The organism is Pseudomonas sp. NFX5, assembly GCF_049132125.1.
GTDB classification, from domain to species: domain Bacteria; phylum Pseudomonadota; class Gammaproteobacteria; order Pseudomonadales; family Pseudomonadaceae; genus Aquipseudomonas; species Aquipseudomonas marginalis.
This window is the reverse complement of sequence record NZ_JAFMZG010000008.1, coordinates 36,991-61,396: the sequence shown is the minus strand read 5'-3', so window position 1 is coordinate 61,396 and position 24,406 is coordinate 36,991. Positions and strand designations below refer to the sequence as shown.

21 protein-coding genes and 1 tRNA gene are annotated in these 24,406 nt (G+C 57.4%); 19 read left to right on the top strand and 3 right to left on the bottom strand.

Translation table 11 applies throughout. The annotated features are described in order from the left end of the window. Positions 1-383 precede the first annotated feature (383 nt). Genes J1N02_RS03545 through J1N02_RS03515 form a run of 7 tightly spaced genes read left to right on the top strand, consistent with a single transcriptional unit; the run spans position 384 to position 7,351 of the window. Positions 384-1,343, top strand: a complete 960-nt coding sequence (locus J1N02_RS03545; protein ID WP_092486003.1) for a sugar ABC transporter substrate-binding protein — start codon at positions 384-386, stop codon at positions 1,341-1,343. Positions 1,344-1,400: 57 nt separating this feature from the next. Then, complete coding sequence (locus J1N02_RS03540; protein WP_027604100.1) at positions 1,401-2,954, top strand: sugar ABC transporter ATP-binding protein; 1,554 nt, start codon at positions 1,401-1,403, stop codon at positions 2,952-2,954. After that, the gene (locus tag J1N02_RS03535; RefSeq protein WP_421147152.1) at positions 2,951-3,928 is read left to right on the top strand and encodes an ABC transporter permease; all 978 of its coding nucleotides are present in this window, start codon (positions 2,951-2,953) and stop codon (positions 3,926-3,928) included. Before J1N02_RS03540 ends, J1N02_RS03535 begins: the two co-directional genes overlap by 4 nt. A gap of 3 nt (positions 3,929-3,931) precedes the next feature. After that, complete coding sequence (locus J1N02_RS03530) at positions 3,932-4,954, top strand: LacI family DNA-binding transcriptional regulator (RefSeq protein WP_027604102.1); 1,023 nt, start codon at positions 3,932-3,934, stop codon at positions 4,952-4,954. Between the two features lie 23 nt (positions 4,955-4,977). Then, positions 4,978-5,895: a ribokinase gene (rbsK, locus tag J1N02_RS03525; RefSeq protein WP_027604103.1), complete on the top strand. Its 918-nt coding sequence runs from the start codon at positions 4,978-4,980 to the stop codon at positions 5,893-5,895. Then, complete coding sequence (gene rbsD, locus J1N02_RS03520) at positions 5,892-6,296, top strand: D-ribose pyranase (RefSeq protein ID WP_027604104.1); 405 nt, start codon at positions 5,892-5,894, stop codon at positions 6,294-6,296. Before rbsK ends, rbsD begins: the two co-directional genes overlap by 4 nt. Positions 6,297-6,322: 26 nt before the next feature. Then, positions 6,323-7,351 (top strand): nucleoside hydrolase, encoded by a 1,029-nt coding sequence (locus tag J1N02_RS03515; RefSeq protein ID WP_421147151.1) that lies wholly within the window; start codon positions 6,323-6,325, stop codon positions 7,349-7,351. 26 nt (positions 7,352-7,377) lie between these two features. Here the strand turns inward: J1N02_RS03515 and J1N02_RS03510 are convergent, their stop codons facing one another. After that, positions 7,378-7,590 carry a hypothetical protein gene (locus tag J1N02_RS03510; protein WP_027604106.1) on the bottom strand — a complete coding sequence of 71 codons (213 nt, stop codon included), beginning with the start codon at positions 7,588-7,590 and terminating at the stop codon, positions 7,378-7,380. A gap of 154 nt (positions 7,591-7,744) precedes the next feature. On the opposite strand from J1N02_RS03510, the gene J1N02_RS03505 reads away from it, so the two are divergent. Beyond that, positions 7,745-8,050 (top strand): hypothetical protein, encoded by a 306-nt coding sequence (locus J1N02_RS03505; RefSeq protein WP_027604107.1) that lies wholly within the window; start codon positions 7,745-7,747, stop codon positions 8,048-8,050. 142 nt (positions 8,051-8,192) lie between these two features. Then, positions 8,193-8,513: an I78 family peptidase inhibitor gene (locus J1N02_RS03500; RefSeq protein WP_108574065.1), complete on the top strand. Its 321-nt coding sequence runs from the start codon at positions 8,193-8,195 to the stop codon at positions 8,511-8,513. 73 nt (positions 8,514-8,586) lie between these two features. Here J1N02_RS03500 and J1N02_RS03495 read toward each other — a convergent pair whose 3' ends face one another. Further along, positions 8,587-8,799: a cold-shock protein gene (locus J1N02_RS03495; protein WP_003234260.1), complete on the bottom strand. Its 213-nt coding sequence runs from the start codon at positions 8,797-8,799 to the stop codon at positions 8,587-8,589. 289 nt (positions 8,800-9,088) lie between these two features. Continuing rightward, the gene (locus J1N02_RS03490) at positions 9,089-9,403 is read right to left on the bottom strand and encodes a hypothetical protein (RefSeq protein ID WP_027604109.1); all 315 of its coding nucleotides are present in this window, start codon (positions 9,401-9,403) and stop codon (positions 9,089-9,091) included. 367 nt (positions 9,404-9,770) lie between these two features. Between J1N02_RS03490 and thrS the strand changes: the two genes are divergently transcribed. The 10 genes from thrS (at position 9,771) to J1N02_RS03440 (ending at position 24,182) form a co-directional block, all read left to right on the top strand. Continuing rightward, a complete protein-coding gene (thrS, locus tag J1N02_RS03485) occupies positions 9,771-11,693 on the top strand; it encodes a threonine--tRNA ligase (protein WP_108574066.1) in 1,923 nt (640 codons plus the stop codon). Continuing rightward, on the top strand, positions 11,693-12,244 hold the full coding sequence (infC, locus tag J1N02_RS03480) for a translation initiation factor IF-3 (protein ID WP_015884933.1): 552 nt from the start codon (positions 11,693-11,695) through the stop codon (positions 12,242-12,244). The genes thrS and infC overlap by 1 nt, the downstream gene beginning before the upstream one ends. 60 nt (positions 12,245-12,304) lie before the next feature. Next, positions 12,305-12,499: a 50S ribosomal protein L35 gene (gene rpmI, locus J1N02_RS03475; protein ID WP_002553160.1), complete on the top strand. Its 195-nt coding sequence runs from the start codon at positions 12,305-12,307 to the stop codon at positions 12,497-12,499. A 30-nt stretch (positions 12,500-12,529) separates the two neighbouring features. Then, complete coding sequence (rplT, locus tag J1N02_RS03470) at positions 12,530-12,886, top strand: 50S ribosomal protein L20 (protein ID WP_003174975.1); 357 nt, start codon at positions 12,530-12,532, stop codon at positions 12,884-12,886. Positions 12,887-12,995: 109 nt separating this feature from the next. Next, positions 12,996-14,012, top strand: a complete 1,017-nt coding sequence (pheS, locus tag J1N02_RS03465; RefSeq protein WP_017737822.1) for a phenylalanine--tRNA ligase subunit alpha — start codon at positions 12,996-12,998, stop codon at positions 14,010-14,012. Positions 14,013-14,038: 26 nt separating this feature from the next. Continuing rightward, positions 14,039-16,417 (top strand): phenylalanine--tRNA ligase subunit beta, encoded by a 2,379-nt coding sequence (pheT, locus tag J1N02_RS03460; RefSeq protein WP_108574067.1) that lies wholly within the window; start codon positions 14,039-14,041, stop codon positions 16,415-16,417. Positions 16,418-16,420: 3 nt separating this feature from the next. After that, positions 16,421-16,723, top strand: coding sequence for an integration host factor subunit alpha (gene ihfA, locus J1N02_RS03455; protein ID WP_002553164.1), 303 nt, complete (start codon positions 16,421-16,423; stop codon positions 16,721-16,723). Next, positions 16,704-17,060: a MerR family transcriptional regulator gene (locus J1N02_RS03450; RefSeq protein WP_003174972.1), complete on the top strand. Its 357-nt coding sequence runs from the start codon at positions 16,704-16,706 to the stop codon at positions 17,058-17,060. Before ihfA ends, J1N02_RS03450 begins: the two co-directional genes overlap by 20 nt. A 90-nt stretch (positions 17,061-17,150) precedes the next feature. Further along, positions 17,151-17,227 (top strand) — tRNA-Pro (locus tag J1N02_RS03445). Between the two features lie 325 nt (positions 17,228-17,552). Beyond that, positions 17,553-24,182 carry a DUF3320 domain-containing protein gene (locus tag J1N02_RS03440; RefSeq protein ID WP_421147150.1) on the top strand — a complete coding sequence of 2,210 codons (6,630 nt, stop codon included), beginning with the start codon at positions 17,553-17,555 and terminating at the stop codon, positions 24,180-24,182. Positions 24,183-24,406: the final 224 nt, after the last annotated feature.

The following is a 24,406-nucleotide window of genomic DNA, read 5'->3' as shown; positions in this document are numbered from 1 at the left end:
GAGGTTTTGCTTGCTGGGTGTCCGGCTTTCCGAACAACCTGGGGTGTGGCGTTCGGTTGTCCGAAAGTTATGACGAAAGAATCCTGAGTGCCGCGCCAAACCTGTCGTTTCAGAGAACGACCGAACGTGGCAGATGTTTAGGAGCGGCCTTCGCAGGACGGGAGAGCCGGGGCTGTAGGTCTTGCATGAAAGGCCATGTTCTACCGTTGACAAATCTCGACAAGGTTCTCATAGTTTGGCTAACGCAAACGTTTGCGAGATGTTTCACGAGACCCTCATTAGAGTCTCCTGTCAGCTCGTATCAGCCACCCGGGTGGGAGGGCCGCCGAAGCACACTTCGGTGCACGCGTTGCTCACAATAATCATAAGATCGGAGTGAACCCATGAAGCTGCCATTCGCCGGACGTCTTCTTGCTGTCGCTGTGCTTGCTGCCGCATCCGCCGCCTTACCTTTCTCCTCTGCATTCGCTGATGACGCTGCCGCCAAACCCAAGGTCGGCCTGGTGATGAAGTCCCTCGCCAACGAATTTTTCGTGACCATGCAGGACGGTGCCAAGGCGTATCAGAAAGACCACGCCGCCGATTTCGACATGATCACCAACGGCATCAAGGACGAAACCGATACCAGCGCGCAAATCGGTATCGTCAAGCAGATGATCCTGGCCAAGGTCAATGCCATCGTTATCGCGCCTGCTGATTCCAAGGCCCTGGTAAAAGTGCTGGAGGATGCCTCTAAAGCCGGGATCAAGATCGTCAACATCGATAACCGCCTGGACCCGGACGTGCTGAAAAGCAAAAACCTCGATATTCCCTTCGTCGGCCCCGACAACCGCAAAGGCGCCAAACTGGTGGGCGACTACCTGGCCAAGCAACTGGCTGCCGGCGACAAGGTCGGCATTATCGAAGGCGTACCGACCACCACCAACGCCCAGCAGCGCACCGCGGGCTTCAAGGATGCGATGGACGCTGCCGGTATGAAGATCGTTTCCACCCAGTCCGGCAACTGGGAAATTGACCAGGGCCAGAAAGTGGCCTCGGCCATGCTCAGCGAACACCCGGACCTCAAGGCGCTGCTGGCCGGTAACGACAACATGGCCCTGGGCGCCGTCTCCGCCGTACGTGCGGCAGGCAAGGCCGGTAAGGTGCTGGTGGTGGGTTATGACAACATCGACGCCATCAAGCCGATGCTGCAGGACGGTCGTGTGCTGGCGACCGCCGACCAGGCGGCTGCGCAGCAAGCGGTGTTCGGTATCCAGAACGCCCTCAAGCTGGTCAAGGGTGAGAAAGTCGATGCCAAGGACGGCATGATCGAAACCCCGGTCGAACTCGTCCTCAAGAAGTAATCCTGGCAGCACCCAACAGCGTCCGCCCGTCCTGGGCGGACGCCTGGAGATTTTCCTATGTCATCTTCCGCCCCGAACGCTGTCCTCTCGGTCAGCGGTATCGGTAAGACCTATGCCCAACCGGTTCTGGCCGACATTACCCTCACGCTTAACCGGGGTGAAGTACTGGCGCTGACCGGTGAAAACGGCGCGGGCAAGAGTACCTTGTCGAAGATCGTCGGTGGGCTGGTCACCCCGACCACCGGGCACATGCAATTCCAGGGGCAGGATTACCGTCCGGCCAGCCGTACCCAGGCTGAAGCGTTGGGCGTGCGCATGGTCATGCAGGAACTCAATCTGCTGCCGACGCTGACCGTCGCTGAAAACCTGTTTCTGGATAACCTGCCCAGCCACTGTGGCTGGATCAGCCGCAAGCAATTGCGCAAGGCTGCGATCGAGGCCATGGCTCAAGTCGGCCTGGACGCCATCGACCCGGACACTCTGGTCGGTAGCCTCGGCATCGGCCATCAACAGATGGTCGAGATCGCCCGCAACCTGATCGGCGACTGCCATGTACTGATCCTCGACGAGCCCACCGCGATGCTCACGGCCCGCGAAGTAGAGATGCTGTTTGAGCAAATCACCCGCCTGCAGGCCCGGGGCGTGGCGATCATTTATATTTCGCACCGGCTCGAAGAACTGGCCCGTGTCGCCCAGCGCATTGCGGTACTGCGCGACGGCAAGCTGGTCTGCGTCGAGCCGATGGCCAATTACAACAGCGAACAACTGGTCACCTTGATGGTGGGCCGGGAGTTGGGTGAACACATCGACCTGGGGCCGCGCAGCCTCGGCGGCCCGGCCCTGACCGTGAAGGGCCTGACCCGCTCGGACAAGGTCCGCGACGTATCCTTTGAAGTGCGTGCCGGTGAGATCTATGGCATCTCCGGCCTGATCGGCGCCGGTCGTACAGAACTACTGCGGCTTATCTTCGGTGCCGACCTGGCCGACAGCGGCACTGTGGCTTTGGGTTCGCCGGCCCGGGTGGTGAGTATTCGCTCGCCAGTGGATGCCGTGGGTCATGGCATTGCCCTGATCACCGAAGACCGCAAGGGCGAAGGGCTGCTGCTGACCCAGTCGATCAGTGCGAATATCGCATTGGGCAACATGCCGGAAATTTCCGCTGGCGGCCTGGTTAATAGCCGCGATGAAACTGCCTTGGCCAAGCGCCAGATCGATGCCATGCGGATCCGCAGTTCCAGCCCGGCGCAATTGGTGTCCGAACTGTCCGGTGGCAACCAGCAGAAAGTCGTGATCGGCCGCTGGCTGGAGCGCGACTGCTCGGTGATGCTGTTCGACGAGCCCACCCGCGGCATCGATGTCGGTGCCAAGTTCGACATTTATGCCTTGCTGGGTGAATTGACTCGCCAGGGCAAGGCGCTGGTGGTGGTGTCCAGCGACCTGCGTGAACTCATGCTGATCTGCGACCGCATCGGCGTGCTGTCCGCCGGGCGCTTGATCGAAACCTTCGAGCGCGACAGCTGGACCCAGGACGAATTGCTCGCCGCCGCCTTTGCCGGCTATCAGAAACGTGATGCGCTGCTCAACGACGCAGTGCTTAGGGATACCCCATGAAACTAACAACTTCCCCCGGTAAAACCGGCGGCAACTTCTACGGCCTGGGCACCTACCTGGGGCTGGCCGGTGCATTGCTGGCGATGATCGCGCTGTTTTCGGTGCTCAGTGATCACTTCCTGTCCTATGACACGTTCAGCACCCTGGCCAACCAGATTCCTGACCTGATGGTGCTGGCGGTGGGCATGACCTTCATCCTGATCATCGGCGGTATCGACCTATCGGTGGGCTCGGTACTGGCGTTGGCGGCATCGGCGGTCAGCGTGGCGATTCTCGGGTGGGGCTGGAGTGTCTTGCCGGCGGCCTTGCTCGGCATGGGCTGCGCCGCGTTGGCCGGCACTATCACCGGCTCGATCACGGTGGCCTGGCGCATTCCCTCGTTTATCGTGTCCCTGGGCGTGTTGGAAATGGCCCGGGGCGTCGCGTACCAGATGACCGGCTCGCGCACGGCCTATATCGGCGATTCGTTTGCCTGGCTGTCCAACCCGATCGCCTTCGGCATTTCGCCGTCGTTTATCATCGCTTTGCTGGTGATCATTGCCGCCCAACTGGTATTGACCCGCACCGTATTCGGTCGTTACCTGATCGGTATCGGCACCAACGAAGAAGCCGTGCGCCTGGCCGGGATCAATCCCAAGCCGTACAAGATCCTGGTGTTCAGTCTCATGGGCCTGCTGGCCGGTGTGGCGGCGTTGTTCCAGATTTCGCGCCTGGAAGCGGCAGACCCGAATGCCGGTGCCGGCCTCGAGCTGCAAGTGATCGCCGCAGTGGTGATCGGCGGCACCAGCCTGATGGGCGGGCGTCGTTCGGTGATCAGTACCTTCTTCGGTGTGTTGATTATTTCGGTATTGGCCGCCGGCCTGGCGCAGATCGGTGCCACGGAGCCCACCAAGCGCATCATCACCGGTGCCGTGATCGTGATTGCCGTGGTTCTGGATACTTATCGCAGCCGTCGTGCCAGTCGGCGAGGCTGAACCATGGCAACGATCAAGGATGTGGCCGCGATTGCAGGTATTTCCTACACCACCGTGTCCCATGTGGTGAACAAGACGCGCCCGGTGAGCGAGCCGGTACGGATCAAGGTTGAAGCGGCGATCAAGCAACTCGACTACGTGCCCAGTGCCGTCGCGCGTTCGCTCAAGGCCAAGACCACGGCCACCATCGGATTGCTGGTGCCCAACAGCCTCAACCCGTATTTTGCCGAGCTGGCCCGGGGCATCGAGGATTATTGTGAGCGTAACGGCTACTGCGTGATTCTCTGCAACTCCGACGACAACGCGGAAAAACAACGCAGCTATTTGCGGGTGTTGCTGGAGAAGCGCGTTGATGGCTTGATCGTGACTTCGGTAGGCGGTGATGACAGCGGCCTCGCCGCAGGCTTGAGCGCCGTGCGCACGCCCATGGTGATTGTCGACCGGGCGCTGGATGGCATCGATGTCGACCTGGTACGCATCGACCACGAGGAAGGCGCCTACCTGGCGACCCGGCACTTGCTTGAGCTGGGGCATCGGGACATCGCCTGCATCGGCGGCCCGGCCCACACCCGCGTCGCGCAAATGCGCCTGGCGGGTTACCAGCGTGCGCTCCATGAGGCCGGTGTGGCGGTGGTGGCCAATCGCATCCAGGAAAGCGACTTCACCAGCACCGGCGGTTATGCTGCTGCCGTGCAATTGCTGGCGCAGAACCCGCCCAGCGCGATTTTTGCCAGCAACGACATGATCGGCTTCGGCGTGTTGCGCGCGGCGGCGGAGCGCAATATCCGCGTGCCCGGTGAACTGTCGGTGATCGGTTTCGATGACATTCAAATGGGCCGCTACGTGTACCCGGCGCTGACCACGGTCGGGCAGTCGATCCTGCAACTGGGCGAGACCGCGGCCGAGCTTTTACTGCGACGAATTGCAACCCCCCAACTGCCGATCGATCAACGCATCGTGACGCCGAGCATCGTGTTGCGTGAATCGACGGCGCCCGTCGCCGGTGTGTTCGCCCAATACCGCTGAACCGAATTGATGAGTACTGATGTATGCCAGCAAAAGTAGTGGTAATAGGCAGCTTGAACATGGACCTGGTCACCCGCGCGAATCGGCTGCCCCGTGCCGGTGAGACCCTGGTCGGCCAGACGTTTTCCACGGTGCCTGGCGGCAAGGGCGCCAACCAGGCCGTGGCCTCGGCGCGACTGGGGGCCGATGTGGCAATGATCGGCTGTGTCGGTAGTGATGCCTATGGCACTGAACTGCGTGGCGCCTTGCTGGTGGAAGGTATCGATTGCCAGGCGGTGAGCACCGTGGACGGTTCCAGTGGCGTGGCCTTGATTGTGGTGGACGACAGCAGCCAGAACGCGATCGTGATCGTTGCCGGCAGCAACGGCGAGCTGACCCCCGCCTCACTGCAGGCGTCCGATGCGGTGCTGCAGGCCGCCGATGTGATTATCTGCCAGCTGGAAGTGCCGATGGATACCGTGGGCTATACCCTCAAGCGCGGTCGTGAACTGGGCAAGACCGTGATCCTCAACCCGGCGCCGGCCAGCGGCCCGTTGCCTGCCGACTGGTACGCCTCGGTCGACTACCTGATTCCCAACGAAAGCGAAGCCAGCGCACTGAGCGGCGTGACAGTCGACTCCCTCGACAGTGCCAAGGTCGCGGCGACCCACCTGATCAAGGCGGGGGCGGGCAAAGTCATCATCACCCTGGGCGCCCAGGGGGCGTTGTTTGCCGATGGCCAGGGCTTTGAGCACCTGGTGGCGCCCAAGGTCAAGGCGGTGGATACCACCGCTGCCGGCGATACCTTTGTCGGTGGTTTTGCCGCAGCACTGGCCAGTGGCAAAAGCGAAGCCGAGGCCATCCGTTTCGGCCAGGTCGCGGCAGCCTTGTCAGTCACCCGTGCCGGTGCGCAACCCTCCATTCCTACGCTGCATGACGTTCAAGGTTTTGTGCTTTTATGAAAAAGACCCCTCTGCTCAATATCGCCTTGTCGCGTTTGATCGCATCCCTGGGCCATGGTGACATCCTGGTGATCGGCGACGCCGGCCTGCCAGTGCCGCCCGGGGTCGAGTTGATCGACCTGGCGCTGACCCAGGGCATTCCCGACTTCATCAGCACCTTGCGTATCGTGCTCAGTGAAATGCAGGTGGAAAGCCACGTGCTGGCGGAAGAAATCCTGCTCAAGCAGCCACCCGCGCTGACGGAGCTGGATGCTTTGGCTGAACAGGCCGCCCTCGGCGAGCGACGTCTGCTCAGCCATGAACAATTCAAGCAACTGAGCCGTAGCGCGCGCGCTGTCGTGCGTACCGGCGAGTGCCAGCCTTACTGCAATATCGCGCTGGTCTCCGGCGTAACCTTCTAGAGTTTCCCAACGACAAGGAGTGTTTTATGCAACGTGGTCTGCCAACCCTGAAAAATCTGTTTCGGAGTGTCCTGCTTTTGTCCGCACTCACTGCTGCCAGCGCCCAAGCGGCGGAAAAAATCGACTTGATCATCGACACCGACCCAGGTGCCGACGATGTGGTGGCCTTGCTCTTCGCCATGGCTTCCCCGGACGAATTGAGCATTCGTGCGCTGACCACCGTCGCCGGCAACGTACGCCTGGACAAGACCTCGCGTAACGCGCGCCTGGCCCGCGAGTGGGCCGGGCGTGAAGAAATCCCGGTGTACGCCGGAGCACCCAAGCCGCTGTTGCGCACACCGATCTATGCCGAGAACATCCATGGCAAAGAAGGTATTTCCGGCGTCACCGTCCATGAGCCTAAAAAGGGCCTGGCTGAAGGCAACGCCGTTGATTACCTGATCAAGACCCTGCGTGCGGCCAAGCCTCACAGCATCACCATTGCCATGCTCGGTCCGCAGACCAACCTGGCGTTGGCCTTGACCCAGGACCCGGAAATCACCCAAGGCATCAAGGAAGTGGTGGTGATGGGTGGCGCGCACTTCAACGGCGGCAATATCACCCCGGTTGCCGAGTTCAACCTGTTCGCCGATCCGATTGCAGCCGAGATTGTGCTCAAGAGTGGCGTCAAGCTGACCTACCTGCCGCTGGATGTGACCCACAAGGTGCTGACCAGCGAGGCGCGCCTGAAGAAGATCGCCGACATCAATAACAACGCGAGCAAGGTCGTCGGCGATATTCTCAATGAATACGTCAAGGGCGATATGGAACACTACGGCATCCCGGGCGGCCCGGTACATGACGCCACTGTCATCGCCTACCTGCTCAAGCCGTCCTTGTTCACAGGGCGTCAGGCCAATATGGTGGTGGACAGCCGCGAAGGCCCGACCTTCGGCCAGACCATCGTTGATTGGTACGACGGCCTGAAGCAGACAAAAAATGTGTTCTGGGTTGAGAACGGCGACGCCCAGGGCTTCTTCGATCTGCTCACCGAGCGCCTGGCACGCCTGAAGTAACCCGGTCGACGTTCGCCAACCGGTTCTTATTCACGCTCGGGGTCTGGTGCCCCCATGTGATCGGCCGGGTATTTTTCGAATACCTGGCCGATGAATGCCTGTGCCGCCTGGGTGCCGAGTTCCTTGACCAGCAGGTCGATACCGATGATTGCCAGTTCTTCCGGGCTTCCTGGGCTGTAGGAGCTTTGTCCTTGGGGCCATTTGGCTTTGATGTCGGCTTGGAGCGTTACGGTGGTCATGGAAGTCTCACGGGTTGAAATGCTGGGCAATGCGCTGGAACGCGGCTCTAACCGGCGCAGTTAATCATTTTGCGCGGCGCTTGGCACTGCTACTTAGGCATGAAGCAGGTGCTGTGCGACACTGTCTCCCTGTTTAATTGCCGGGGGACCCCGCGTGCAGATCGATTTGAATAACCCCGAGAACCTGACACTGGCCGCCGTGCGTCAACTGATCGCCAGTGCCAGTGATGACGAGCATACCCAGTTGCGTGTGACCAGGGCCGGAATTGCCTACATATCTTCCGGGGTGGTGGGAGGCACTGACATCGATGGCCTGCTGTTCCGCCTGGAGACCTGGGCCAAGGGTTCCGGTTACGTCGGCAACGTCGCGGCCAGCGACGAGGTCTGGGTTACACAGATTTTCAATGCGCTGAAGCAGAACTGGCCGAAGCCGCCGTTCGATTACATCGACATCTACTGATTACGCTCATATTTGGTCACGATTGATCGGGCGAATGCCTGCTGATAGTCGGGCAGACTTACCTATCGGCGGTTTACGTTTTGAAACCTATCAGCCAGACCGCTGTCGCACGATCTCTGTTCATTTTTCAATAGGAGGCTTCATGCCTTGGAAGCTCGCATCATTAGGTACTTTGTTGGCAGCACTCGCGTTGGCGGGTTGCAGCACCCCGGGTGCCTCTGAGCCAGCCAAAGACGCCGCCGTGACCGATGCCGGTCATAGCCGCTGTGAGTCGAAGGCCGCCGAATTCAGCATTGGCCAGAAAGCCTCGCCGCAGTTGCTGGAGCAGGCCCGTACCCGTGCTGGCGCACAGAACGCGCGGATCCTCAAGCCCAACGATATGATCACGCTGGAATACCGCTCCGACCGCCTGAACCTGAACACCGATGACAACCTGGTGATCACGCGCGTTAATTGCGGCTGATCGTTTCCAGGCTTTTGCAACGCCCATAAAAAACCCCGTCACATGGACGGGGTTTTTTTAGCTCAGCGGAGAATTACTCGCCGCGAACCTGTGCAGCTTGCATACCCTTTTGGCCTTTCTCAGCCACGAAGGAAACGGTTTGGCCTTCTTTCAGGCTTTTGAAACCGTCGCTTTCGATAGCTTTGAAGTGTACGAACAGGTCGTCACCGCCACCTTGAGGAGTGATGAAGCCGAAGCCTTTTTCATCGTTGAACCATTTAACGGTGCCGGTTTGGCGATTAGACATGGTGTATCTCCAAGAAACATATATTTTCAGTAGTGCTGTGCTGCTCAGGCCAACTGGGCACACCGGGCTATCATAGTCGAAATGTTCGGCTTGGGAGCCCCCCCAAGGCATTGTTTGCTAATCAATAGCGTTGCGTTTGCTACTTGTGTCGGCTGAAAGCCCCGATCTACGGGGCTTCGGCGTGAAATATCAGCTGGTAAAAAAAGCCGTAAAAGCTGCGTAATTTGTGCGAAATGGCAGTTTTCGGGCTGTTTTCCTGGCAAAACGGTCGTCTGATCCCAGGCCGGTCTTACTTTTTCTTCACGACTTTGCAGGACGAAATAGCCGCGACTGCTTTGTTTTTAAGCTCCGGGCTGGCGTTCTGGTTAGTCATGAGCTCCTTGATTTCCGCAGTGCTCAATTCGGCGTTGATCTTGTCGGCGCCACATTCGCAGTGGGCCTTGGCAGTCTTGACGTCTACGTTCTGGCTGGCGGCCGCGCTGCAGTCGCTGACGAAACTGTCACGGGCACCGGCTGGCCAATTGGATGGAGCGGCAGCCTGCGCGCCGAGGGAAAGGAGGCTCAGGGTAGCGGCGAAAGCGAGGGTCGAGGTAAAACGCATCATGGGATGCTCCTTTGATTCGAGGACGAACGGCGATTCTCAGTGGGTTTGAGGTGTGGCGTACAGCTCAAGTTCACTTTTGCAGGTATAAAGGGTGGAATTTGTCTTTGCAGCGGATACTGCCGGCGCGGTGACCGTTCATCTGTGCTAGCATCCTTGGCTTGGCTAATTCCGGGTGCGCCATTTGCCGCCTTGCCATGTTTCTTTTCTGCTCACTCCAGTCACTGTGGTTCGATTATCGGTTGGCCGAAAGGCTCCTGCCGCTGTAAGGCAGGCGTTCATCATTGAACGGCCTGGTGTTGGATCTTGTACTGGCTCATCCCAACCCACGTGACCTTTGGTAGGGGTCACCACTAGGAGAGGAGGCGCCATGCCAACTATTACTCTTCCCGACGGCAGTCAACGTTCATTCGATCATTCGGTTTCCGTAGCCGAGGTCGCCGCATCCATTGGTGCTGGCCTGGCCAAGGCCACCGTGGCCGGCAAGGTCGATGGCAAGCTGGTTGACGCCAGCGACCTGATCACCTCCGATGCCAGCCTGCAAATCATCACGCCCAAGGATCAAGAGGGGTTGGAGATCATTCGCCACTCCTGCGCGCACTTGATTGGCCATGCGGTCAAGCAGCTGTATCCGACTGCGAAGATGGTGATCGGCCCGGTCATCGACGAAGGCTTTTATTACGACATCGCCTACGAGCGTCCTTTCACCCCGGACGATCTGGCCGCTATCGAACAGCGCATGCACGCCCTGATCGAAAAAGATTACGACGTCATCAAGAAAGTCACCCCGCGCGCCGAAGTGATCGACGTGTTCACTGCGCGTGGCGAAGACTACAAGCTGCGCCTGGTGGAAGACATGCCGGGCGAGCAGGCCATGGGCCTGTACTACCACGAAGAATACGTCGACATGTGCCGTGGTCCCCACGTGCCGAACACGCGCTTCCTCAAGTCGTTCAAGCTGACCAAGCTGTCCGGTGCCTACTGGCGCGGCGACGCGAAGAACGAGCAACTGCAACGCATCTACGGCACTGCCTGGGCTGACAAGAAGCAGCTGGCCGCTTATATCCAGCGCATTGAGGAGGCCGAAAAACGCGACCACCGCAAGATCGGCAAGCGCTTGAACCTGTTCCACCTCCAGGAAGAAGCGCCGGGCATGGTGTTCTGGCACCCGAACGGCTGGACCCTGTACCAGGTGCTTGAGCAGTACATGCGCAAGGTTCAGCGCGACAACGGTTACCTGGAGATCAAGACCCCGCAGGTCGTTGATCGCAGCCTGTGGGAGAAATCCGGGCACTGGGCCAACTACGCCGACAATATGTTCACCACCCAGTCGGAAAACCGCGACTACGCCATCAAGCCGATGAACTGCCCATGCCACGTGCAGGTGTTCAATCAAGGCCTGAAGAGCTATCGCGAGTTGCCGATGCGCCTGGCCGAGTTCGGTGCCTGCCACCGTAACGAGCCATCGGGTGCGCTGCACGGCATCATGCGTGTGCGCGGCTTCACCCAGGACGACGCCCACATCTTCTGTACAGAAGAGCAGATGCAGGCCGAATCCGCCGCGTTCATCAAGCTGACCATGGACGTTTATCGTGATTTCGGCTTTACCGAAGTCGAGATGAAGCTGTCCACTCGTCCGGAAAAGCGCGTCGGTTCCGACGAGCTGTGGGATCGCGCCGAAGCGGCCCTGGCCGCAGCGCTAGACAGTGCGGGCCTTGCGTACGATCTGCAGCCGGGTGAGGGGGCCTTCTACGGGCCGAAGATCGAGTTCTCGTTGAAAGATTGCCTTGGCCGTGTCTGGCAATGTGGTACCTTGCAGCTCGATTTTAACCTGCCGATCCGTTTGGGAGCCGAATACGTCTCCGAAGATAACAGTCGTAAACACCCGGTTATGCTGCACCGGGCGATCCTCGGCTCGTTCGAACGGTTCGTCGGTATCCTGATCGAGCACTACGAGGGTGCGTTCCCTGCGTGGCTGGCTCCGACTCAGGCAGTGATCATGAATATCACTGATAAACAGGCGGATTTTGCTGCTGAAGTTGAAAAAACTCTCAACGAAAGCGGATTTCGTGCCAAGTCCGACTTGAGAAATGAAAAGATCGGCTTTAAAATCCGCGAGCATACTTTGCTCAAGGTTCCCTATCTTTTGGTTATCGGAGATCGGGAAGTCGAGATGCAGACTGTCGCTGTGCGTACTCGTGAAGGTGCTGACCTGGGCTCGATGCCCGTCGCCCAGTTCGCTGAGTTCCTCGCGCAAGCGGTTTCCCGGCGTGGTCGCCCAGATTCGGAGTAATTATTATTAAGCGTGAAATGAGACAAGATAAACGAGCTGCACCGAAAGCCCCGATCAACGAGAATATCTCGGCACGCGAGGTTCGGTTAATTGGCGCTGACGGCGAGCAGATTGGCATCGTCTCGATTGATGAAGCGCTTCGTATTGCAGAAGAGTCCAAGTTGGACCTGGTGGAAATCTCCGCCGATGCAATCCCACCCGTTTGCCGGGTGATGGACTACGGCAAGTCGATCTTCGAAAAGAAGAAGCAGGTTGCCGCGGCGAAGAAGAACCAGAAGCAGATTCAAGTAAAAGAAATCAAGTTTCGTCCAGGGACGGAGGAAGGGGATTACCAGGTAAAACTGCGCAACCTGGTACGTTTCCTGAGTGATGGGGACAGGGCCAAGGTATCCTTGCGATTCCGCGGCCGTGAGATGGCCCACCAGGAGCTGGGGATGGAACTCCTCAAGCGGGTTGAAGCTGACCTGCTCGAGTACGGTTCGGTCGAACAGCATCCTAAGATGGAAGGACGCCAGCTGATCATGGTCATCGCCCCGAAAAAGAAGAAGTAATCAACAGGGCACGGCAGGCCTTCTGATTATGTTTATCAACTGAATGCGGAGTATCCGAACATGCCAAAGATGAAGACTAAAAGTGGTGCTGCTAAGCGGTTTCTGAAAACTGCTAACGGTATCAAGCACAAGCACGCTTTCAAGAGCCACATCCTGACCAAAATGTCGACCAAGCGTAAGCGTCAACTGCGCGGTAGCAGCTTGCTGCATCCGTCTGACGTGGCAAAAGTCGAGCGCATGCTGCGCCTTCGTTAATTTTTGGATCAAGAATAGAGGAAGTAACTCATGGCTCGTGTAAAGCGTGGCGTCATTGCCCGTAAACGTCACAAAAAAATTCTGAAACTCGCTAAAGGCTACTACGGCGCACGCTCACGCGTATTCCGTGTTGCCAAGCAAGCGGTAATCAAGGCAGGCCAATACGCCTACCGCGACCGTCGTCAGAAAAAACGTCAGTTCCGCGCTCTGTGGATCGCTCGTATCAATGCTGGTGCACGTGTTAACGGTCTGTCCTACAGCCGTTTCATCGCTGGCCTGAAAAAAGCGTCCATCGAAATCGACCGTAAGGTTCTGGCTGAACTGGCCGTGAACGAAAAAGCGGTGTTTGCTGCGATTGTCGAGAAAGCTAAAGCCACCTTGGCTTAAGTACCCCCGACAGTCACCCTGGGCTGCGCCTGTAGCCCAAGGTGGTAAACGTCATAAATAGGGGAAGAGCCTTCAAGCTCTTCCCCTATTTTGTATCTGGAGTCTGTACATGGAAAACCTGGACGCGCTCGTCGCTCAAGCTCTTGAGGCTGTGCAAAGCGCTGAAGATATCAATGCCCTGGAGCAAATCCGGGTTCACTACCTTGGCAAAAAGGGTGAATTGACTCAGGTGATGAAGACCCTGGGAAATTTGCCGGCTGAAGAGCGCCCGCAAGTCGGCGCGCTGATCAACGTTGCCAAGGAGCGTGTCACAGAGGTGCTCAATGCGCGCAAGGCGACCATGGAGGAGGCCGATCTCGCGGCCAAACTCGCCGCCGAGTCCATTGATGTAACCCTGCCTGGTCGCGGCCAGGCCTCGGGCGGTCTGCATCCGATCACCCGGACTCTGGAACGCATCGAGCAGTTCTTCACCCACATCGGCTACGGCATTGCCGAAGGCCCTGAGGTCGAAGACGACTATCACAACTTCGAGGCGCTCAACATCCCAGGCCATCACCCGGCCCGGTCGATGCACGACACCTTCTATTTCAATGCAAACATGCTGTTGCGCACCCATACCTCGCCGGTACAGGTCCGCACCATGGAAGCGAACAAGCCGCCGATCCGCATTGTCTGCCCAGGCCGTGTGTACCGTAGCGACTCAGATATCACCCACTCGCCGATGTTCCACCAGGTCGAAGGCCTGCTGGTTGATCGCGACATCAACTTCGCCGACCTCAAGGGCACCATCGAAGAGTTCCTGCGAGTGTTCTTCGAGAAAGAGCTGGCGGTGCGTTTCCGTCCATCATTCTTCCCGTTCACCGAGCCATCCGCAGAAGTCGACATGGAATGCGTGATGTGCAGTGGTAAAGGCTGCCGCGTCTGCAAGCAGACTGGCTGGCTGGAAGTGATGGGCTGCGGCATGGTTCACCCCAACGTGCTGCGCATGTCCGGGATCGATCCGGAAGAGTTCTCGGGCTTTGCCTTCGGCATGGGCGTTGAGCGTCTGGCCATGCTGCGTTACGGCGTGAACGACTTGCGTCTGTTCTTCGACAACGACTTGCGGTTCCTCGCGCAATTTCGCTAGTCGTAACGAATCTTTAGGAGAGCAGGATGAAATTCAGTGAACAATGGCTGCGCGGCTGGGTAAGCCCGCAGGTAGATCGCGATGCGCTGGTTGCGCGTCTGTCGATGGCCGGTCTTGAGGTCGATAGCGTTACGCCGGCCGCCGGTGTTTTCAGTGGTGTGGTGGTGGGCGAGGTGCTGAGCACCGAGCAACACCCCGATGCTGACAAATTGCGTGTGTGCCAGGTCAGCAATGGCGCACAAACGTTCCAGGTCGTGTGCGGAGCGCCTAACGTGCGCCCGGGCCTGAAGATCCCGTTCGCCATGATCGGTGCCGAACTGCCGGGCGACTTCAAGATCAAGAAAGCCAAGCTGCGTGGCGTCGAGTCCAACGGCATGCTGTGCTCCCAGGCGGAGCTGCAAGTAGGCGAGGGCAACGACGGCCTGATGGAACTGCCGGGCGATGCGCCAGTGGGCCAGGACATTCGCGTCTACCTGGAGCTGGAAGACGCCAGCATCGAGGTCGACCTGACTCCGAACCGTGGCGACTGCCTGTCCCTGGCTGGCCTGGCACGTGAAGTGGGCGCGCTGTACAACGCGCCAGTCACTCGTCCAGTGGTGGCCGCAGTGGCTGCGGTGCACGATGAAGTGCGACCGATCGAAGTACTGGCACCAAACGCCTGCCCGCGTTACCTGGGGCGTGTGATCCGCAACGTCGACCTGTCCAGGCCAACCCCGCTGTGGATGGTTGAGCGCCTGCGTCGCGCCGACGTGCGAAGCATCGACGCGGCCGTCGATATCACCAACTACGTGATGCTTGAACTGGGCCAGCCGCTGCACGCTTTCGATCTCGCTGAAATCAATGGCGGCATTCGCGTGCGCATGGCCGAAGAAGGCGAGAAGCTGGTTCTGCTCGACGGCCAGGAAGTCAGCCTGCGCGCCGACACCCTGGTGATCGCTGACCATTCCCGCGCCCTGGCGATTGCCGGTGTGATGGGGGGCGAGCACAGCGGTGTGTCCGCGACCACGCGCGACGTATTCCTTGAAAGTGCGTTCTTCGACCAGATTGCTATCGCTGGCAAGGCCCGCTCCTACGGCCTGCACACCGATGCGTCACATCGCTATGAGCGCGGTGTGGACTGGAAGCTAGCCCGTGAAGCCATGGAGCGCGCCACTGGCCTGCTGCTGGAAATCACCGGTGGCGAAGCCGGCCCGATCACTGAGATTGTCAGCGAACAGCATCTGCCGTCCGTTGCGCCGATCACCCTGCGCGCCAAAAGCGTTGAGCAAATGCTTGGCCTGGTCATCGCTCCGGCTGAAATCGAACAACTGCTGTCGGCCCTCGGGTTGAACATTTCTGCGGGTGGGGAAGGGCAGTGGCATGTTGAAGTGCCAAGCCATCGCTTCGATATCAGCCTGGAAGTCGATCTGATCGAAGAGTTGGCTCGCCTGTACGGTTACAACCGCCTGCCGGTTCGTTACCCGCAAGCGCGCCTGGCGCCGCAACCCAAGGCAGAAGCGCGTGCGCACCTGCCTGAGCTGCGTCGTCTGCTGGTCGCCCGTGGCTATCAGGAAGCGGTGACCTACAGCTTCATCGATCCGAAGCAGTTCGAACTGTTCAACCCGGGCGTCGAGCCGCTGCTGCTGGCCAACCCGATCTCCAACGACATGGCCGCCATGCGTTCATCCCTGTGGCCAGGCCTGGTGAAAGCCCTTTCCCATAACCTGAACCGTCAGCAAGACCGCGTGCGCATGTTTGAAAGCGGCCTGCGGTTTGTCGGTCAACTCGATGGCCTGAAGCAAGAGCCGATGCTGGCCGGTGTTGTTTGCGGCAGCCGCTTGCCGGAAGGCTGGGCGCAAGGCCGGGATGCCGTGGACTTCTTCGACGTTAAAGCTGACGTGGAAGCGGTACTGGGTTTTGCCGGTGCACTGGACGACTTCACATTTGTGCCAGGCAACCACCCGGCGCTGCACCCAGGTCAGACTGCGCGTATCGAGCGCGAGGGTCGTCTGGTGGGCTTCGTCGGCGCCATCCACCCGGAACTGTCGAAAACCCTTGGTCTCGACCGCCCGGTCTTCGTCTTCGAACTGGTCCTGGCCGAGGTGGCCTCGGGCAAGATGCCTAAATTCAGCGAGTTGTCGCGCTTCCCTGAAGTGCGTCGTGACCTGGCCCTGATCGCCGATCGTGAAGTCGCCGCTACTGCTGTTCTGGATGTAATCCGTGAAAATGCAGGGGAATGGCTGACAGACCTCAGGCTATTTGACGTCTATCAGGGTAAAGGCATTGATCCGCATAGAAAAAGCCTTGCAGTTGGCTTGACCTGGCAGCATCCATCGCGCACTCTTAATGACGATGAGGTGAATGCCACGACACAAAATATCCTCACCTCGCTCGAACAAAGGTTGAACGCCACGTTAAGGAAGTGACGTATGGGGGCTTTGACGAAAGCTGAGATGGCGGAACGTCTGTACGAAGAGTTGGGTCTGAACAAGCGCGAGGCCAAGGAATTGGTCGAGCTGTTTTTTGAAGAGATCAGACACGCTCTGGAAGACAACGAACAGGTCAAATTGTCCGGTTTCGGCAATTTTGATCTGCGGGACAAACGCCAGCGGCCTGGCCGCAATCCAAAAACGGGAGAAGAAATCCCGATCACGGCTCGCCGTGTGGTCACCTTTCGTCCAGGGCAGAAGTTGAAGGCCCGAGTTGAGGCTTATGCTGGAACCAAGTCATAACGACGAGCTACCCGTCATCCCAGGCAAACGCTACTTCACCATTGGTGAAGTCAGCGAGCTTTGTGCGGTAAAACCGCACGTGCTGCGCTATTGGGAGCAGGAGTTTCCTCAACTCAACCCCGTCAAACGCACCGGGAACCGTCGGTATTATCAGCGCCAGGATGTGCTGATGATCCGACAGATCCGTGCGTTGCTTTACGATCAGGGGTTCACCATCAGCGGCGCGCGCCAGCGTATGTCCGGTGATGAAGCCAAAGACGACACCACCCAGTACAAGCAACTGATCCGCCAGATGATCTCCGAACTGGAAGATGTGCTGGTGGTTTTGAAAAAATGATTCAGGCTTTTAAAATACTTCCACATTTCAAAAGCTTGCGGTATATTCCTGATCGCTTCGTTGCGAAGCGAACCCAGTAACACGCCTAGTCGGGGCGTAGCGCAGTCCGGTAGCGCACTAGCATGGGGTGCTAGGGGTCGAGTGTTCGAATCACTCCGTCCCGACCATATAATTCAAAGGGTTGCGAGATTTTATCTCGCGACCCTTTTTTGTTTTTGGTCGTTTTTACCCCTACAAAACCACCGGCTCTTGATGGACATTTCGATGTGATACCACTATCGGAGTTTGCCCACTGGACTTCGATCCTTTTTCGATATTGAGCTGTGTCGGTCGAGTATGTGACGTTCGATGATGGGCTGAGAAATCAGTGACGACCAAAGGCACATTACGGCTGTCGCTATAAGAGATATCATCCCGCCATCAGCTCAAGAGGGGCTCCCTGGCCGGTCAGTTTCGGCACTCCCTTGAGCATAACGACAAGGATTGTTGCGCATGGACGATATCGTTCAGCCCCTCACACCCCAAGAAGAAGCCCCGCCTAAGGAAGTAAAGGTCCTTGCCACCTTGGTAGCAAAGCTAAATCTTGCAGACTTCCAGAACGCTATCCCTGTGATTCGCGAGCTTCGTATCTCGAACGAAACGAGTAATCGTTTCGTCAATGCCACTCTTACGCTTAGGTCGGCCCCCGAGGTATTTAAGTCCAAGATCTGGCGGATCGACGAGATCGCTGCAGATAGCTTCAGGGTCATACCTGGGCTTGATCTTGTCTTGGACGGCCCGTTGTTGAGTCGCCTGACAGAGTCAGAAATGTCGACCTTTACGTTTGTTCTCGAAGCCGATGACAAGGAGGCGGAGAGCGGTCGCAAGGAAGTTGCTCGGCTTGAACAGGTCGTAGACCTTTTGCCCAGAAACCAGTGGGGCGGATTGCGGCATATACCAGATATGACTGCGGCTTTTGTTCAGCCGAATGATGCAGCGGTTGAGCGGTTGCTCAAACAGGCGGCCGAGTTGCTTCGTCTTAGCGATAAGCCGTCGGCACTTGATGGATATGAGGGTGGCCCCAAAAGAGCATGGCAGTTGGCGTCGGCAGTGTGGGGCTCGGTGGCGCGCATGAAGCTCGACTATGCGTTGCCGCCAGCTAGCTTTGAACAATCAGGACAGAAGATTCGTAGCCCCAGTCAGATTGCTGACTCCGGGTTGGCTACTTGTCTCGATCTGACTCTGCTTTTCTGCGCAGCATTGGAGCAGATCGGTCTTAACCCTGTGATCGTATTCACCCATGGTCATGCCTTTGCTGGTTTGTGGCTTAAGCCAGAAGAGTTTACGACTGCCGTGGTGGATGATGTCACTGCAGTACGTAAGCGGGTAAAGCTTCAGGAGCTCGTGCTGTTTGAGACCACTCTCATTACCCACGCCTCGATACCGCCATTCTCATATGCGGTAGAGATGGGCACGAAACAGGTAGCCGAAGACGCTGAAAGTGTTTTCGAGATGCTGCTAGATATCCGTCGTGCCCGTTTGCAGCGTATAAAACCGCTCGCCAGCTCAGAGGCTCAGATTACACGCGTCGCCGTTGCTGAGTCTGATGAAGCCCCATCGATTCTTGTGGAGGACGGGATCGGCATATCCGATGACAATATTAAGGCACAGGTTGAGGATCTGTCTAAGCTCGACCCAGCAGATCGCCTCGGCCGATGGCAGCGAAAGCTTCTGGATCTGTCGCTTCGAAATAACTTGCTCAATTTCAAAATGGGTAAGCGAGCGCTGAAGCTTGAATCCCCTGATCCTGGTGCTCTCGAGGACATTCTTGCAAGTGGACAGTCTCTAAAGCTGCTTACCAGGCCTGACCTAATGGATGGCGCAGATCCGCGTGAGCGCGCACTCTATGAGCAGCGTGAGCGAGAAGATGTTCGCCGCCGTCATGCTGAAGATGCTCTCAAACGTAGGGAAGTATTCGTTGCGCTGACGTCCGCCGAAATGGATGTCCGGTTAACCGAGTTATATCGAAGCGCTCGTACTGCTTTGCAGGAAGGTGGCTCCAACACGCTTTTCCTGGCCATCGGTTTTCTAAGCTGGACGCGTGAGGATAGGGCCGGGCAGAAGTACAAAGCGCCACTGGTCTTGGTTCCTGTCACTTTGGAGCGTAAGAGTGCGCGTTCTGGATTCACCATGGTGCTGCACGATGATGAGCCTCGTTTTAACCCGACTCTGATCGAGATGCTGCGTCAAGACTTTGAACTGGGCTTGGGTTCACTGGAGCAGGAGCTGCCTCGGGACGACTCCGGTCTGGATATCGCAGCCATTTGGAACAAAGTTGGTCATGCTATCAAGGATATCCCTGGCTGGGAGCTGAACGAGGACGTTGTGCTCTCGATGTTTTCGTTTGCCAAGTATCTTATGTGGAAGGATCTTGCCGAGAATGCAGAGCACCTTCGACAGAGCCCTGTAGTCCAGCACCTTCTGGATACTCCACGTGATTCGTTCATCTCCGATACCCCGTTTCCGGAGGCGGAGTCACTGGACCGTGATTACGGTCCGACTGATGTGTTCTGCCCATTGCCATCTGATTCATCTCAGCTTGCTGCTGTGATGGCAGCAGCGAAGGGAAAAAATTTCGTTCTCATAGGTCCACCGGGCACGGGTAAAAGCCAAACGATTTCCAACATGATCGCCCAGTCCATCGCTCAAGGGCGCCGGGTGCTGTTCGTATCTGAGAAAATTGCTGCCCTGGATGTCGTGTACCGGCGTTTGCGTGAAATCGGTCTGGGTGAGTTTTGCCTTGAACTTCACTCCAGTAAGGCTCGAAAAACGGATGTCCTTGCTCAGTTGCAGTCGGCTTGGGAAGCGAAAGGGGAGGTAGATGCTTCCGCTTGGGAGGTGGAAGCGCAGCGGCTGGCTTCCCTGCGTGACAGCCTTAATATTTATGTCGAGCGTCTGCATCGTCGGCATCGCAATGGCTATACGATCTACGATGCTATCGGGACAGTGACATCGGGTGTTGATGAGGCAGTAGCTGCGCTTTCTTGGCCATCCCCGGATACTCATGATCAGAAGGCCATGCTTGCGCTTCGAGAGCTGGGCGACCGCCTTGAAGTGAACGCGCAGGCTGTGGGTTACAGTCAGCTGGCAGGCAACGCTTTGTCCGGGGTAGGCCAAGCAGAGTGGTCGCCTCATTGGCAGCAACAATTCGTACAGGCGGCTCGTGACGTGCTTCCTGCTGTGCTTGAAGTCCAGCGAGCTGCCGATCGCTTCGTTGAGCTGTCAGGGCTTCCTGTTACGGAGTACACCCCAACAGCGCTTGAGGGGCTGTCGATTCTTTCTCGAGTACTTCCCGCTGCCGCTGGGCATGATTGGCGGTTCGCACTGCGCCCCGATGCTCGCTCGATTTCTAAACGCCTGAGTGACGGCTGTACTTGGGTCGACGAACACCGGAACATTAACTCCAGACTCTCATCCTTCTGGTCCTCTCGTATTACTGCTGAAGCTAAACAAGGCATTGATCTGCTGCAGCAACGCCGCGCTACATTCGTTGATCTAGGCCCGGCCTGGCCAGAAAATGTCACTGACGTTCTCGGGCAAGCTGTCACATTGCTGCGTCAGATAGACGACCTCAAGCACCAGCTGACGGCGTCCTACGGGGATGCGATTGAAGTACTTGATACCGAACTCCTACTGCGCGAATGGAAAGAAGCGGAGGAGTCTTTCTGGCCGAAGTCCTGGTTCGGAAAACGCCGCATCGCTGGGCTATTGGCGCCGACGCAGACATCAACAGGTGAAATCGACAATGGCAAGGATCTCGCTACTTGGGTAGAGATTCGGTCGGTGCGTCGAGCAATCGATGAGCTGGAGCCAGGTCATGAGTGTGTTGCTGTTTGGCAAGGTGCCAAATCCGAAGCAACGCATCTCGCGACAGCGATCAAGCTGCAAGAGGCTATGCGGCTTCAGAAAAGTAATTCTGCTTGGATCGATGACGGCTTGCAGTTGGTTGAGCAGGGCCAGCTAGGTGATGAGCTGAAGGAGGAGCTCCGCCGGCTACGTGCGCTGACTCGTCTCGATGCTGGTTTAGATGAGCTGGTTGATCTCAGTTTAGCAACTAGCTCTCTCTGGAGCGGTTTGACCACTGATATTGACGTGCTGACTGCAGCGCTACGTTTCCAGGCTGAACGACGTGACATTGAAGAGCGTGGTCGGCTTGTCGACGATCATCCTCATGTAGAGGAAGGGCGTTGTGGCTCGTCGTTCAAAGCTGATTTTGAGCTGCTCAAGAAAAGAGCAGCAGTTGAACAAGAGTTGGTGGAGCTGGCTGATCTGCGAGAAGTCGTTCCTGTCTGGAGTGACTTAAAAACGAAGGTTGAGGTCGCACTTGCGGCGGTAGCCTTCCAAGGGGAGATGGCTACCGCGTTAGCGAAGCTAGCACTCAATCCTGAGCAGGTCGCGGCCTACAAAGCACCGCTTCAAACTTTGCTGGGTGATGGTAACGCATTGCTTGAGCCGGAGGCTGCTATAGCCATTGCCGGCGCTACCCTTCGTGAAAAGCTCGAGCTGCTCCAGGAGCGAGCAACGCACCTGACTGCCGTCGGTCATTTCACCGAAATGGGCGTCATCGAAACTGCTCACCTGGCGCTAAGTGATATCAAGACAAACTGCGAAACTGTCGTCTCGTCTGAATCGCGCCTTAAGGCATGGTGCGCTTGGCGGAAGGTTCGCGATGAAGCCTACGCTGTCGGCCTGGCGCCGATTGTTCAAGCGATGGAAGCAGGAGCTATCAACTCTGGAAAAGTCCGGCGTGTATTGGAAGTAAATTATGCCCGCTGGTGGCTGAATACGACGGTCGACAACGAAGAGGTGATCCGGACGTTCGTCAGCGTGGAGCATGAGCAACGCATTCGCGATTTCCGCGCTTTGGACGACAAGTTCACCGAGTTGACCAAAGACTGGCTCCGAGCTCGGCTGTGTTCCGACCTACCAAGCCAAGACAGTGTAAGTCGCTCTTCAGAGTGGGGAGTCCTGCGACATGAGATGGGCAAGAAGACCAAGCACATTCCATTGCGGGAGCTGATGAGTCGTGCGCCAGAAGCGCTAACCAAGCTGACTCCATGCTTGCTCATGAGTCCTCTATCCATTGCTCAGTATCTGCCTCCTGCCTCAACGCCATTCGATCTCGTTATCTTCGATGAGGCATCTCAAATACCTGTCTGGGATGCCATCGGCGCCATGGCCCGAGGGAAGCAAGTGGTGATGGTGGGCGACCCCAAACAGCTCCCTCCAACTTCGTTCTTTAACCGCGCTGAGTCGACCGCTGAAGATGAGGATGTAGAGGCTGATCTCGAGAGTATTCTGGACGAGTGCATCAGTGCCAATCTGCCAATGCGTAATCTTAACTGGCACTACCGTAGCCGCCACGAAAGTCTGATCGCTTTCTCGAATCAGCGATACTACCAGTCGAAGCTGGTGACCTTCCCATCACCGTTTACGGCCGACAAAGCAGTACGGTTATGCCCAGTCCCGGGTGTATATGACAAGGGCGGGTCGCGAACAAACTTAATTGAAGCAAGATATTTAGTTGCTGATTTGGTTGCTCGCCTACAGTCTCCGGCCTTCCGCGAAAGCGGGCGGACCGTGGGGGTCGTAACCTTTAACGGCGAGCAACAGAAGCTCATCATGGACATGCTGGATGAGGCTTGCCGGAAAGACCCATCACTCGATTCGTATTTCGCTGAGTCCGATCTGGAGCCTGTGTTCGTCAAGAACCTTGAGAGCGTTCAAGGCGATGAGCGAGACATCATCTATTTCTCGACCACCTACGGAAAAGACGCTGCCGGTGTGCTGTCCATGAACTTCGGTCCGATGAACCGCCCTGGTGGTGAGCGTCGACTGAACGTGGCAATAACCCGTGCTCGCCAGGAGCTAGTGGTGTTTTCGACCTTGCGCCCAGAGCATATTGATCTAGCTCGTACGCAAGCGATCGGGGTTCGAGATCTTAAGCACTTCTTGGAGTTTGCAGAGCGTGGCCCACGGGCTCTCGCAGAGGCTGACTTTGGTAGCGTGGGTAGTTTCGACAGCCTATTCGAAGAGGCGGTTGCAGCGGCCTTGGCTAAAAAGGGATGGCAGATATTTACCCAGATTGGCGTTTCCTCCTTTCGAATAGACCTTGGGGTTGTTCACCCTGATGCACCTGGACGGTACCTTGCCGGGATTGAATGCGACGGTGCTACCTATCACCGCAGTGCGACCGCTCGTGATCGTGACAAGCTCCGTGAATTTGTACTGCGTGGACTTGGCTGGGAGATCGTTAGGATATGGTCGACGGACTGGTGGGTTGATGCAATTGGAACTGCCGAAAAGGTACATCAACGGCTGAACGAGATTCTAGCGGATTCCCGAGCCAGGCAGGCTGTCATCGATGCAACTCAAGAGGCAGAGCGACTGAAAATCGACGCAGCTATGGCTGAGGTCGTTGAGGTAGCAAGTCAGGTTACTGTGGTCGCCACAGTGGATAGTGTGGCCGAATCCAATGACCCCTCAGGCGCGTTGCCTGATTTGAAGTACGCCAAGGCTGCATCTATCACACCAGATGAGGATGTCCTGGCTTTTGCTCGTCCCCTTGAATATTTGATTTATAAAGAAGCCGACCCTCGTCAGGCGGTAGGGTTGGTCGATCCAGATCAGTTCTTTGAGGCGAGTTACACGGAAACGTTGGAGCAGATGATTGCTCATGTCGTAGCGGAAGAGGGACCGGTTCTGGACACGGCGCTCGCAAGGCGCATTGCCCGTGCTCATGGCTGGGTACGAACCGGCTCACGGATACGTGATCGCGTTGACCAAATTGCCCGGGCACGATTCCGTTCACATGAAGAGGAGCAGACAGGAGTCTTCTTCTGGCCTACTCATATCGAGTCGGATACCAGTGTCGTCTTCCGTAAGCCCGGCGACGAAGATTCCACGAGAGGGCTATCTGAAATCTGCCTGCCAGAACTGCGTGCTTTGGTTGATGAGATGGTGCAACGGGGGCACGAAGGGGAGTCCTTGATATACGCGGTCGCGAAGGAAGCTGGTGTAAGCAAGCTTGCTCATGCAGGACGTCAGCGAATTGAGAAGGCCATACGTCAAACGGCGGAGTAGTGAGAAGAAAGGGGGGCCGTGAAGGTACCCCTTATTTGTGAATAAATGGCCCAGCCCTCGCTCTGTGATGCGTGGAGTACATATGCCCTCCTTCTGGGTTCCTGGTATTTTCAGTTTCCAGGTGTTCAGGTGATTCAGGCAGAACCAGGAGCTATGTTAATGTGCCATCACATTAACGGTATGGAGAGTCGTGATGGGTTGGAAAGGGACTGTACGTTCGCTGC